The sequence below is a fragment of the Roseivirga echinicomitans genome (genome assembly GCF_001592935.1).
In the GTDB taxonomy this organism is placed as follows: domain Bacteria; phylum Bacteroidota; class Bacteroidia; order Cytophagales; family Cyclobacteriaceae; genus Roseivirga; species Roseivirga echinicomitans.
In genome coordinates this window covers 248,152-260,692 of record NZ_LRDB01000050.1, presented here as the reverse complement: position 1 = coordinate 260,692, position 12,541 = coordinate 248,152, and the positions used below count along the sequence as shown (strand labels likewise).

Below are 12,541 nucleotides of genomic sequence, written 5' to 3'. Positions count from 1 at the left end.
AAATGAAACACCTTTCTAAACTAATGCTCTTCTGCATTCTGCTTACTGTCTTTTCAACAGTAACCAAAGCGCAGGCACCCAAAAAACTGGATGCCGCTGAAATAAAGCAAGCCCTCAATAAACTGGAAGTACTGGGTTCGGTGCTGTACTTGGCGGCTCACCCCGATGACGAAAACACCCGACTGATTGCCTATATGGCGAATGAAAAGAACATGAGGACGGCTTATTTGGCCATGACGCGTGGTGACGGGGGACAAAACTTAATTGGTACCGAAATTCGTGAGTATTTAGGAATTATCAGGACTCAGGAGTTATTGGCTGCCAGAAGAAGAGATGGCGGAGAGCAATTTTTCACTCGAGCCAATGACTTTGGTTTTTCGAAAGATCCGAACGAAACATTGAATGTATGGGATAAGGATGATGCCTTGGCCGATGTGGTTTGGAACATCAGACGTTTTCGTCCAGATATTATCATTACGCGCTTCGATACCACTTTGGTACCGAGCGGAAGTATGCACGGTCATCACACGGCTTCGGCCCGTTTGGCCATGCAAGCCTTTGATTTGGCCAACGACCCCACCAAATACCCTGAACAGTTGAAGTATGTTCAGCCTTGGCAACCACAAACACTCTATTGGAATGGCTATAACTTTGGTGGTAGAAATGATGGAGAAGAGTTTGATGGTTCCCCTGGTTATTATACCATTGATTTTGGAGCCTACAACCCACTTTTAGGCCTCTCATATGACGAAATCTCATCCTTAGGTCGTAGTGAACATAAATCTCAAGGCTTTGGCAGCACAGGCCGAAGAGGTGAAAGCAAAGAAGTATTGATGTATTGGAAAGGTGAAAAGCCAAAGGCCGATATTTTTGAAGGGATCAATTCTTCATGGTCGAGGGTAAAAGGTGGTGCTGAAATAGGCACGTTACTCGCTAAAGCCAATAAGAACTATAACCTCAGCAACCCTTCCGTAATTATTGACGATTTACTGCAAGCCCGTGAGAAATTGGTGACAATCGAAGATGAGTATTGGAAGAAAGTGAAGTTGGAAGAACTAGATTTGGTCATCAAATCGGTACTTGGGCTTTATTTAGAAGTAGTTGCTGACGAGGAAACTAAAGTAAGCGGAGAGAAGCTAAGAATTAGTGTTGAAGCCATTAACCGTTCGGATGTTAAGGTGTCGCTCAATTCAATTGATTTCCCTGAGCTAAACCAGAAAGCCACAATCACTCAGTCATTGGCCAATAATCAGTCTTTCAGAAAGAATTTAGAATTTACCCTGCCTGAGCTTCCAAACTCAGAACCTTATTGGCTTCGCGAAGAAGGAACTGTAGGAATGTATAGGGTAGATGATCAAGCATTGATTGGGCTTGCTCAAAATACAGATGTACTCAACGCTACTTTTAATTTAACCATCAACGGAAAGCCTTATGCTTATGCTACATCGGTGGTTTATAAAGAGAATGATAGGGTAGACGGAGAAGTATACAGACCATTTGTAATGACCCCTCCAGTATATGTAAACATTGCTGAAAGCGTGTTGGTCTTTGCCGACAACTCAACCAAAGAGGTGAATGTGGTCGTGAAAGCCGGTACCAATAATGTTTCTGGAAAGGTAAGCTTGGATTTGCCTTCGGGCTGGAAATCAAGCCCTGAAAGCTTTGACTATAACCTCAAAGGAAAGCAAGAAGAAGCACGATTCAAGTTTCAGGTATTGCCTCCAACAACACAGCAAGAAGGGCAGGTAACGGCCAAAGTAACTTACAATGGCAAGTCATATCACCAAGGTTTGAAAGTGATTGATTACAAGCATATTCCTAGACAAACGATTTTCCCTGAAAGTACGGCCAAAGTGGTGCGCCTTAATTTGGAAAGAAAAGGTCAGTACGTGGGCTACATTATGGGCTCAGGTGATGCTGTTCCAGAAAGCTTAACACAAATTGGTTATACCGTATCTATTCTTGATCCGAACACGATAACAGCAGAAAGCTTGGCTGATTTTGATGCGGTAATCATTGGTGTGCGTGCTTATAACACTGTAGATAGAATGCCATTTATTCAACCTGATTTAATGGCCTATGTAAAGCAAGGCGGTACCGTGATTGCACAATACAACACCAGCATGAGGGATCAACCAGAGATTGGGCCTTATCCTTTTCAAATCTCAAGAGATAGGGTAACGGTGGAAGACGCTAAAGTGAGAATCTTAGCGCCTGATCATCCTTTGATCAATGGGCCCAATAAGATTACCGAAAAAGACTTTGAAGGTTGGGTGCAGGAGCGAGGGCTTTATTTCCCTAACCAATGGGACGAAAAATATACAGCAATCCTTTCCAGCAATGACCCAGGTGACAAACCGAATGACGGTGGCTTGATCGTTGGTCAATATGGCGAAGGCTATTTTGTGTATACAGGCTACTCATGGTTCAGAGAATTACCAGCAGGTGTTCCAGGAGCCTTTAGAATTTTTAGTAATATGATTTCGCTTGGAAACGAGAAACCAAAGAACACCAAGCTGAATCAAATCGAAAAGAAACGCTAATGAGCGCGCAAACAGAACAAGAAGCGAGGGATGCTAAACCTCCATTTTTTAAGAAGTGGTCTGGAATGTACTGGTTACTGATGGGTACATTGGCTGTATTAATTCTATTGTTTTACTGGTTTACAATCGCATACGCATGAGTTGGATTGACTGGGTAGTGCTTTTCGGCACATTGATTTCTATTGTAGTATATGGTGTTTGGAAAACTCGTGGCGACAATAACATTAATAGTTATTTACGTGGTGGTGACGATGTGAAATGGTGGGCCATTGGCCTTTCAATAATGGCCACTCAAGCCAGTGCCATCACCTTTCTTTCTACCCCTGGCCAAGCTTATACAGAGGGTATGGGCTTTATACAATTCTATTTTGGCCTTCCAGTCGCCATGATTATCATTTCGGTGTTCTTTTTACCGATTTATTATAAGCTCAAAGTTTATACTGCTTACGAATATCTTGAAACACGTTTCGATGTGAAGACCCGTATGCTTGCGGCCTTTATCTTTTTAGTACAACGTGGCCTTGCAGCTGGGATAACGATCTATGCACCATCAATTATTCTATCATCACTGCTTGATTGGGACCTAAGAGCAACGAATATCATCATAGGTGTTTTAGTAATTATTTACACCGTGTCTGGAGGAACCAAGGCTGTTACACAAACCCAAAAGACGCAAATGGCAGTAATGATGGGGGGAATGATCCTAGCTGGTATTTTGGTGTTGAATTCGCTGCCTTCAGGAGTGAGCATGAATGATGCCCTAAGTGTAGCTGGTAAAATGGGTAAACTCAACGTGGTTGATTTTACATTTGACCTCAAAAATAAGTACAGTTTTTGGTCAGGAATGACGGGTGCGGTTTTTCTCTTCTTGTCCTATTTTGGAACGGATCAATCTCAAGTGCAACGTTATTTATCTGGAAAAACCTTGTCTGAGAGCCGTTTAGGACTGATGATGAACGGACTACTAAAAGTGCCAATGCAGTTTATCATTCTCTTTATTGGTGTAATGGTGTTTGTGTTTTATCAATATAATCAACCCCCAATATTTTTTAATGAAACGCTGAAAGAGCAAGTTTACGAAACCGATAGGGCTGATGATTTCAGGGCTTTTGAAGATGAATACTCGGAAATATTTGCAGAAAAACTCACAGCGGTTGAGGGGCTTAATGAAGCGGTAAGAACAGGAGATGAGCTTGCTATAGAAGAGGCGAAGACAGCTGTTAATGCACTTCAAACCAAATCTGATGAAGTTAGGAGTAGGGCGATTACACTGGTTGGAGAGGCTGTTGAAGGATCAGAAACCAAGGATACGGATTATATTTTCATGGATTTCGTTCAGAAAAACATGCCTATTGGTATCGTAGGTTTACTATTTGCGGTTATTTTTTCAGCAGCGATGTCTTCTACATCCTCTGAATTGAATGCGCTTGGGAGCACGACAACAATCGATTTTTATAAGCGAGCAGTAAAAAAGGATGGTGATGATAATCATTACTTAAGGTATTCAAAACTCTTTACTCTTGGTTGGGGGATACTCGCCATCATTGTGGCGTCTACCTTATCTCTTTTTGATAACCTGATAGAGGCAGTCAACTTGATTGGCTCCTTGTTCTATCCAACCGTTTTAGGTATTTTTGTGGTGGCATTCTTCTTTAAGAAAATTAGGAGCAATGCCGTGTTTATGGGCGCTATACTCAGTCAAATAGTAATCATTGTGATTCACTATTTGAATACGCAGGATGCTGCAGGAATCTTTACCATGGGCTTCCTTTGGTACAATGCTTTCGGTTGTATTTTGGTGGTGTTATTTAGCTATCTCTTCAATTTAGTTAAGCCAGAGAAGCCATTGGAAGCGTAATTTCTCGACATTCTTCTAACACCTTATTGTGCTTTCTTCGATCAATAAGATGAAGCGCTTCGTCAGAGTCTAAAAGCTGCTGGCAGAGCACGATGTCTTTTTTTAGGAGCACTTGCTTTTCCGCCTTTGTAAGCGAAACCAAGCAACTGATAGGGTACAGGCCAGAAATTTCAATCCTGTCCTTTAAACTTCCTTTGGAAGGGTAACTCCAAGCCATGATTTTAAGTCCGCTGCATTCTGCATATCGGATGGCATCGCTGGTAAAGTTGGTGTTGTCTACAATCCATCCTGTAAACTTCTTGTTAGGGAACTTAGGCTGGTAGTGTGCAATCAGGTCATTGACCCTAGAATGGACGTAAAGGGCAATTTTTACATCTGATTTATAGCCGGGGTTGCTGTGGTACTTACATTCCATAAAGTGAATTTCAGTATCGTTTTCGGCCCTCACATCCACTTCATGCGATACGCATTTACCATCCAATACTACTCCTGACTGAACCTTGTAACCTTGGTATTCAAATAAGTGAGCAATAAAAGCTTCGAAAGGATAACCAGATGGCCCTAATTCAAGAATGGCTTTTTTAAGTTTGTACCTCCCTGCCAAGGCATAGGATGACTTCCTTAAAATGCCATAGGCTCTTTTGTATATTTCTTTGGTTGAAATTCCTTCGACTAAACAACCGAGTACTTCTTGGGTGATTTCCTCAATGAGTTCTGGACTTGCGCCAGATTTGAACAAGGAGTTTTCTAATTTTTCTATTTCAAATGGAACGAGTTCGCCAGAGTATTTCTTAACAAGGATTGTATTCATTGAGTTAATGCTACGTATTGAAAATAAAACTTATGTAATTTGAAGCTGTGTACGCCATAGTCGATATAGAAACCACGGGCAGTTCTGCCAATTACGGAAAAATCACCGAAGTAGCCATTCTAATTCATGATGGAAAGCGGGTAGTGGACGAATATCAGACGCTTTTGAATCCCGAACGAGTGATTCCAATGAATATTACTGCGCTAACGGGCATCTCAAATGAAATGGTAAGAGATGAGCCACGGTTTTTTGAAGTGGCCAAAGAAATCTACCAAATGTTGGAAGGAAACATCTTTGTGGCGCACAATGTCAATTTTGATTATTCATTTCTTAAAAATGAGTTTCAACAACTTGGAGGAACATTAAACCTCAAGAAACTCTGCACAGTCAGGCTTTCTAGAAAAGTATTTCCAGGGTTGAAGTCCTACAGTTTAGGGAACCTCTGCGATCATTTTGGAATTGCTAACCATGCGCGTCACAGGGCAATGGGCGATGCCAAAGCAACTGTTGAGTTGATGGACCTCATTATCGAAAATGATGAAAACCATATTGAGGCCTTTCTAAAGAAAGATTCAAAGGAAGGCTTTTTACCACCTCATTTGCCTAAAGCCACCTTTGATGCTTTACCAGAATTTACTGGGGTGTATTATTTTCATGATCAACATGGTGAAATTCTTTATGTAGGGAAGGCCAACAATATTAAGAAACGGGTAAAGGGCCATTTTTCGAATACCGATGTAGTGTACAAACAAGGATTGAAAGACAAGCTGTACGACATTTCTTATGAGGAATGCGGGGATGAAATGATCGCTTTCTTATTTGAGTCATCAGAAATCAAAAAACATTTCCCGATTTATAATAAGGCACAGAAATTCACCAATGCCAAATACGGCCTCTATCATTACCAAGATGGTAAGGGCTTCGATCGCTTATCGATTGGCAAAAAGATGAAAGGTACCTTGCCTTTGATCGGCTTTACATCTTTCGATCGTGCACGCGATTACTTGATCGAATTGGTAAAGAAGTTTGAGCTTGACCCCGAGCTATGCAGTCTGCCTGCGTCTATGATGATGTATTTTGGTTATTCGATAAAAACAGGTGGGGAAGGAAGCGAAGAACAGCGCGAAAGATTCAAAAAAGCCATACAAAGCATTAAAGAAAACTCTCAGTCGTTTTGCCTGTTGGGGCAGGGAAGAACCCACACTGAGAAATCCGTGGCTTTGGTAGAAAATGGGAAGTACTTAGGTTTTGGCTTCTATGAAACCGATCTGGCTTTCGACACCATTGATGATGTGAAGAACATTATCACAAATTATCCTGATACGCCTGATATTCAGAGAATTATTAATCAGTATTATTCCAAACGTAGGGTGATTCAATTTACCACTCAAACCCACCAGCCGAACTATGGCCTCTTTGCCTAGTGGTTCGGTTTACCACTTTAGTTTTACCATTACACAATAACTAGGTATGTAAAATACCTTTCTTTGGGTATTGGGCGAGATGTTTAAAGCTCTACCTTGGTAAGGTTAAACCACTGAAATAATTGTTTTATTTATCGAATAGATTTTGAAACAAAATGATGGATTAATCGCTTAAGAAGATATAGAATTCCCAAACATAAATACAATGACAAAGACTAAAGAAATTCGAGGAAAATTATTGAAGTACGCTGAAGGTAAGCTGCATGAATCTCAGGAAAAATCTGAGCGTATTATCAAGTATGTGAATGATGTAAGTACTGTTGGTAAAGAACTTTTTTATTCAAGTATCCTTTTGGCCGGGCATAAGTATATTAAGGTCGAACAAGAAGGCAAGGCTTAAGAAACGAAAGGTATGAAACATCCACACCCTTTGTTTGGCACTGGGTGTTGATTAAGGACTGAATTCCCATTTTGGGAATTTTTTTGAGCAAAATACACTCAAAAACTCTTTTTTAGCATATGGTAGGGCATTTGCCTGTATTGGTGTATTAAATACAACTACCGTGAAAGAACTAAAAGATATGGAAGGATTACTGGTTTGTCCGTTTACAAAAAAGTCACTCAGGCTAATGACAGAAAAGGAGTTAGTTTCATTGAATGCTCAGATTAAACACGGTGATTTATTTTTCTATCCAGGGGCTCCTGTAAATATTGAATTGACGGCTGCTTTGGTTACTTCAAACCAAACTTACATATACCCTATTATAAACAACATTAGTTACCTACAGCGGAATACAGCCATTGTTTCTAAAAACAGAACGGCCAATCATTTAAGAAGAGTATCTCCAAAGGAGATTGCCCAATTTTATAAAACTTATGGAATAGGAGAGGGTAATTTCATAGAAAAACCTTCAAAAGAACTTAATAGTAACCCGATAAGCCAAGAAAAAATAACTCAATTGGCTAGACTTCTTCCCAAAGGAGGTGAATATTTCATGAGTGTAGTGACGCACGATGTAGACTCTATTCATAACCTTACTTATGGTAGATCATTCAAATACTATTTCCATATGGATTTTTCATTGTCAAGGTTGTTGGCGGTTAAGGACGAACTTCCGAGAGAAACGATTCTAGTTTTGGGAGATGTAGATCATTTGCCATTTGACGATAGTTCGGTAGAAGCGTTGTTCTCTTTTGACTATATCAATAATTATGAAAAGGATGTTCAGGAGTTGGCCTACGAGGAGTTGAAGAGGTGTTTGAAACCAGATGGTGTTTCGATTATGCTTTACGACAATTCAAAGCCTATGCATGCAAGTAGCCAACTTAAATCAGATCAGAGATCGAAGAAGGCATTGGCTATGATTGCTCCATGGAAAAAAGTAAAGCTTCCTAACATCTTCTTTTATCCAATTAATAAAGAAACGGAAGCTCCCGAAAGTACAGGCTTTTTCAGCCAAAGTATCGCCTGGTAGACCACTCATCCAATTCATTCCGATCCGTTCAAACTATTTTTACGTTTATTAGGTTAGACTAAAAAAAACGAGGCATGAAAACCAAAATAATATTAATTAGTGGTTTGGCTATTTTACTTGTGGCCAGTGTTATCACGCTCAGGGGTCAAGAAGATGAACTATCTGGAGTAGATTTAGATCAAGACAAACCGAAATACGAAATTCAGTTAACGGAGGAAGAGTGGAAGGCAAGATTAAACCCTTTGCAATACGCTGTACTAAGACAACAAGCAACAGAAACCATGTTCTCTGGCCAATACGATAAGTTCTATAAAAAAGGGACCTACTATTCTGCAGCCAGTTTGCAACCCATTTTTAGTTCAGATACCAAATATGATTCGAAATCAGGATGGCCAAGTTTTTGGGATCCAATATCTGATGATGCGATCAGGTTAGTGAAGGATACGAGCGAAGGAATGGTAAGATGGGAAGTGGTAGACAGCAAAAGTGGTTCTCATTTAGGGCATGTATTCGAAGATGGCCCAGCGCCAACAGGTTTACGCTACTGCTTGAATTCAGCTGCTTTAATCTTTGTTCCTGAAGGAGGAACACCTCCAAAGTTTAAAAAAGACAATAACTAGTTCACCAACCGCAAATAATTATTTAACATTGGCCTGTATTAACAGGCCTTTTTATTTTTATCATGAAAGAACCACAATCACTCAATTCAGTTGCTGAATTCCATAAAACATTCAAGCACCCAATTTTAGAAACACCACAAATTCCATCTGCTGACAGATGTAAACTTCGTGTTTCGCTAATTGCAGAAGAATTGAAAGAACTAGAAGAAGCCATTGCAGATAACGATCTAGTTGAAATAGCCGATGCCTTATGCGACATTCAATATGTCCTGTCTGGTGCCATTTTAGAGTTTGGAATGGGCAACAGCTTCAAGACGTTGTTTGATGAGGTTCAGCGTTCTAATATGAGCAAAACCTGCAAAACCATAGAGGAAGCTGAAGCCACCCAAAAACATTACATGGATAAAGATGGAACCGAAAGCTATATAGAAAAAGCTGATGGTCATTTTTTGGTGTACAGAACAGCAGATAATAAAACCCTAAAATCAGTGAATTACTCACCAGCCGACCTCAAGAGTATTTTGAACGACAGTATTTAAAAACATATCCCTTGTGGATGGCGTTAGGACAGTAGATAAAACAAAAAGTAAATGCATATAGCTTATACATTGATTACCAGTTTATTACTCAATTTTGGAGTTTCTTCTTGCACTGGAATGACTTCAACAGAGTTGGTTAATATTGCTACTGAAGTTCAAGAAGGCAGTGAAGTGGCCACTTTTGCTGGAGGCTGTTTCTGGTGTACAGAGGCCGTTTTTGAAAGAGTGAATGGCGTGAATAATGTGGTTTCAGGCTATACGGGAGGCAAGGAGAAGAATCCGACCTATGCGGATGTAAGTTATGGTAGATCAACTCATGCCGAAGCGATACAAATCTATTACGATCCTAAAGTGATTTCGTATCAAGAGCTTTTAGAAATTTTCTTTTACACGCATAATCCAACTGAAGTAAACCGTCAAGGGCCAGATGTAGGAACGCAGTACCGTACGGAAGTTTTCTATCATGATGCAAATCAGAAGAAACTGGCAACAGATTACATCTCAAAACTGAATCAGTCTGGAGACTATAACCGTCCAATTGCGACTAAGGTAACGGACTATACTGAGTTTTGGCTGGCTGAAGATTATCACCAGAATTATTACGAACTCAACCCAGGGAATCCTTACATCATCAACGTTGCCGTACCAAAGGTGAACAAGTTGAAAAAGCATTTTCCAAGCTACGTTAAGAAGAAATACGCTTCAGAAAAATAAAGCGAGCACTTCTTTAAGCTAAACAATATTCAATAGCACGTCTTAAAAAGCGTGCTATTTTTCTAATATGCTCCTAAACTCGGCCAGCGCAGCATGGCTACCAATTACGGTCATGATATCACCCACCAATAAGTGCGTGTTTCCGTGTGGGATAAAGACTTCCCCAGCTCGTTTTTGAATTACCAAAGAGCCCGATGGGGGGAATGGGATTTCCTTCACCAGCTTTCTATTGATATCGCTGCGCGTGATCTTTATTTCTTCTAAACGATAATCTCCAAAACTTTCAGAAAGCGAAGAAACTGAATCTGGACTGGCAATCATATTTTCAATATGGCTGGCCAAGACCACATCATGATCGATGAACTTGATTTCCCCTTGAGGATCAATTAGATCGTGCGTAGCAGACTGTTTTCTGGTTATGATTTTGCTGTGCTTTAGTTCGTTTTTAATGTAACGCGTCAGCTCCTGATTCAAATTATTGGATTCTGTGAGCACAATGACGAGGTCTGCGGTTCTGAGTTTTAATCCATCTACCACACTGGCACTTAGGTTTTCAATGAATTTATAGTTCAAACTCTTTTTATCGAACTCAGGCAATATTTCCTTTTTCTGAATCAGCGTGATAAATGACATGTCATGCATTTTAAGCCTTTCCGCCAAATACAAGCTTGCTCTGCTTCCGCCAAAAACATAGATGTTATGGTGCTCTTCTTTACTGTTATTAAAGATCTTGTAAATAGAAGGTGAAATTAGACTCACCAGAATGGCCGTAGTTACAATTCCCGCATTATCTGCAGAGCTAATTACGTTTAACGAAAGTCCGATTTGAGCTGCTGCAATCGTCAATCCCATTCTAGCAGTAAGCAATACGCCTCCAGCCAAAGCCTTCTTCAGCCCAAATACTTTAATCATAATTAAAGCGGGAATAAGCTGGGTAACAAAAAAACCCACCATTAAGGTAAGAATAAACGGAATCGACTCTTGAAACTGCGTCAGCGCGGATAAATCTAAATTCACCCCAACCATGATAAAGAAGATGGGAATAAAGAAGCCGTAACTCATGCCGTCCAGCTTAAACAGCAATGCCGAACGTTCCTTACTTACAAAAAGACTCAACAATGTGCCTGCAAAAAAGGCACCCATGGCCAACTCAGTGCCAATTAAATGGGCAATCACTACAAAGAAAAGGAGTAGTGCTACAGCGCCTCTCACTCGGATCTGGCTTGCTGCATGTTCTAATCTATACAGTAATTGCTGAAAGCTGCGTACTTTCATCATTCGGTTTCCAAGCCAGTAAACCACAATGAATACAATGAAAATGATGGCGAAAAGAAGCAACTCTACTTGAAATCCTTTTTTCAGTACGCCTGAATAAATGGAGATCAATATGATACTCATTACCGTAGCAATGGCGCCTTCCATTAATAGGATTTGGCCAAACTTACGCTTCAATTCTCCTTCCGCTTTTAATATCGGAACCGTAATGCTGAGCGCTACGGTAGGCAATAGGAACATGTAGAATACGATGTCCACCTCCATAAATTGGTTCATTAGCCAAGCAAAGGGCAGGGAAAGCAATAATGACCCAAAGTAAATAAAGAGCGCGACCAGCAAAGAGTTACTGACTAAATCGACAAACTTGATGCGGCCTCGGGGAAATGATGAAATAATTTTATTGACGTCAATTTCCATTCCTGCCAAGAAAATAAGGAATAGGAAACCTGTTTGCGCTAAAAAGCTGGTAATGGCCGTTTCTTCTACCCAACCCAATATAAAAGGGCCAACCAAAACCCCCATTACAATTTCGACAATTACGGAAGGTACTTTTGATATTTCTAGCCTAGAAAGCACCAAAGGCACTACCCAGGCAATAGACAGAATAATAAAGATTGGCCAGTATTCGAGGTTGTTCATAAAGGTCAAGATAGTTCGTAATTCTTCTAAAATAGGTAAAAATGAACTCCGAGACGACTTTAAATTTCAAAAAACGCTGAAGTGGCCAGCATTTTTTGATTTGAAATCAGTAATTATAAAAGTTCAGGCAGAGTGCTGAACTTACTTGTTATTGAATCTAAAATACTTGAATTCAACCTCTTCCGGTTTTCCTTCATCGCTGATGACGACATACATATGAATCTCATTTTCAGAAATTCGCTTGATGGTAAAACCATCAAAATAAGCAGCATCCTTCTCCACTTTGACCAACGGAAACTCCTCTCGTTCGTTTTTCTCTTCCCAGCCCGTCAGGTTGCTATTAAAATGCTTTAGGCGAAAGGACAGTGAGCCTTGCTCTTCTACAATTTGGCAGATTTCGTAAAAAGTAGTTTTGCCTTCCGAAACCAGTTTGAAGGAGCCCATCATGGAATCGCCCAAAGGAGGAGACCAAATTTCTTCTGTAATCCCTCCAAAGGCTTCGCCACGCCAATGGCCACTGATCCAAGCGACATCGGCCAAAGTTGCTTTGGGAGATTTGTTAGTACCAAGCTTTAAGGTGTTTTGACCAAAAGCGGTAAACGAAAACAAAACGAATAGGAGAGAAAGGTTTAGCTTTTTCATG

General features: G+C 40.3%; 11 protein-coding genes. 8 read left to right on the top strand and 3 right to left on the bottom strand.

All coding sequences use genetic code 11. From position 1 onward, the window contains the following. Nucleotides 1-2 precede the first annotated feature (2 nt). Entirely contained in the window at nucleotides 3-2,543 is a 2,541-nt protein-coding gene (locus AWN68_RS15305; protein WP_068417534.1) for a PIG-L family deacetylase, read from the top strand. A 136-nt stretch (nucleotides 2,544-2,679) separates the two neighbouring features. Then, nucleotides 2,680-4,401, top strand: coding sequence for a sodium:solute symporter (locus AWN68_RS15300; RefSeq protein ID WP_068417533.1), 1,722 nt, complete (start codon nucleotides 2,680-2,682; stop codon nucleotides 4,399-4,401). Here AWN68_RS15300 and AWN68_RS15295 read toward each other — a convergent pair. Beyond that, the gene (locus AWN68_RS15295; RefSeq protein ID WP_068417531.1) at nucleotides 4,373-5,212 is read right to left on the bottom strand and encodes an ATP cone domain-containing protein; all 840 of its coding nucleotides are present in this window, start codon (nucleotides 5,210-5,212) and stop codon (nucleotides 4,373-4,375) included. The genes AWN68_RS15300 and AWN68_RS15295 overlap by 29 nt on opposite strands. A gap of 47 nt (nucleotides 5,213-5,259) precedes the next feature. Between AWN68_RS15295 and AWN68_RS15290 the strand changes: the two genes are divergently transcribed. From AWN68_RS15290 to msrA, 6 genes are all read left to right on the top strand, one after another. After that, nucleotides 5,260-6,636 carry an exonuclease domain-containing protein gene (locus tag AWN68_RS15290; RefSeq protein ID WP_068417528.1) on the top strand — a complete coding sequence of 459 codons (1,377 nt, stop codon included), beginning with the start codon at nucleotides 5,260-5,262 and terminating at the stop codon, nucleotides 6,634-6,636. A 205-nt stretch (nucleotides 6,637-6,841) separates the two neighbouring features. Then, a complete protein-coding gene (locus tag AWN68_RS15285) occupies nucleotides 6,842-7,036 on the top strand; it encodes a hypothetical protein (RefSeq protein ID WP_068417525.1) in 195 nt (64 codons plus the stop codon). 163 nt (nucleotides 7,037-7,199) lie between these two features. Next, complete coding sequence (locus tag AWN68_RS15280; protein WP_084362885.1) at nucleotides 7,200-8,111, top strand: methyltransferase domain-containing protein; 912 nt, start codon at nucleotides 7,200-7,202, stop codon at nucleotides 8,109-8,111. A gap of 74 nt (nucleotides 8,112-8,185) precedes the next feature. Continuing rightward, on the top strand, nucleotides 8,186-8,731 hold the full coding sequence (gene msrB / locus AWN68_RS15275; protein WP_084362884.1) for a peptide-methionine (R)-S-oxide reductase MsrB: 546 nt from the start codon (nucleotides 8,186-8,188) through the stop codon (nucleotides 8,729-8,731). 62 nt (nucleotides 8,732-8,793) lie between these two features. Continuing rightward, a complete protein-coding gene (locus AWN68_RS15270; RefSeq protein ID WP_068417520.1) occupies nucleotides 8,794-9,270 on the top strand; it encodes a pyrophosphohydrolase domain-containing protein in 477 nt (158 codons plus the stop codon). Nucleotides 9,271-9,321: 51 nt separating this feature from the next. Continuing rightward, nucleotides 9,322-9,984 (top strand): peptide-methionine (S)-S-oxide reductase MsrA, encoded by a 663-nt coding sequence (gene msrA, locus AWN68_RS15265; protein WP_245658019.1) that lies wholly within the window; start codon nucleotides 9,322-9,324, stop codon nucleotides 9,982-9,984. Between the two features lie 54 nt (nucleotides 9,985-10,038). On the opposite strand, the gene AWN68_RS15260 is transcribed toward msrA, so the two are convergent. Continuing rightward, a complete protein-coding gene (locus AWN68_RS15260) occupies nucleotides 10,039-11,898 on the bottom strand; it encodes a cation:proton antiporter domain-containing protein (protein WP_068417518.1) in 1,860 nt (619 codons plus the stop codon). 141 nt (nucleotides 11,899-12,039) lie between these two features. Then, nucleotides 12,040-12,540, bottom strand: coding sequence for a DUF6265 family protein (locus tag AWN68_RS15255; RefSeq protein ID WP_068417515.1), 501 nt, complete (start codon nucleotides 12,538-12,540; stop codon nucleotides 12,040-12,042). Between the last annotated feature and the right edge of the window lies 1 nt (nucleotide 12,541).

What these genes read in the sequence shown, in the direction of transcription:
- AWN68_RS15285 (WP_068417525.1), top strand. Translation starts at nt 6,842, where the DNA reads ATGACAAAGACTAAAGAAATTCGAGGAAAATTATTGAAGTACGCTGAA.
- msrB (WP_084362884.1), top strand. Translation starts at nt 8,186, where the DNA reads ATGAAAACCAAAATAATATTAATTAGTGGTTTGGCTATTTTACTTGTG.
- AWN68_RS15270 (WP_068417520.1), top strand. Translation starts at nt 8,794, where the DNA reads ATGAAAGAACCACAATCACTCAATTCAGTTGCTGAATTCCATAAAACA.
- AWN68_RS15260 (WP_068417518.1), bottom strand. Translation starts at nt 11,898, where the DNA reads ATGAACAACCTCGAATACTGGCCAATCTTTATTATTCTGTCTATTGCC.
- AWN68_RS15255 (WP_068417515.1), bottom strand. Translation starts at nt 12,540, where the DNA reads ATGAAAAAGCTAAACCTTTCTCTCCTATTCGTTTTGTTTTCGTTTACC.
- AWN68_RS15300 (WP_068417533.1), top strand. Translation starts at nt 2,680, where the DNA reads ATGAGTTGGATTGACTGGGTAGTGCTTTTCGGCACATTGATTTCTATT.
- msrA (WP_245658019.1), top strand. Translation starts at nt 9,322, where the DNA reads ATGCATATAGCTTATACATTGATTACCAGTTTATTACTCAATTTTGGA.
- AWN68_RS15305 (WP_068417534.1), top strand. Translation starts at nt 3, where the DNA reads ATGAAACACCTTTCTAAACTAATGCTCTTCTGCATTCTGCTTACTGTC.
- AWN68_RS15295 (WP_068417531.1), bottom strand. Translation starts at nt 5,212, where the DNA reads ATGAATACAATCCTTGTTAAGAAATACTCTGGCGAACTCGTTCCATTT.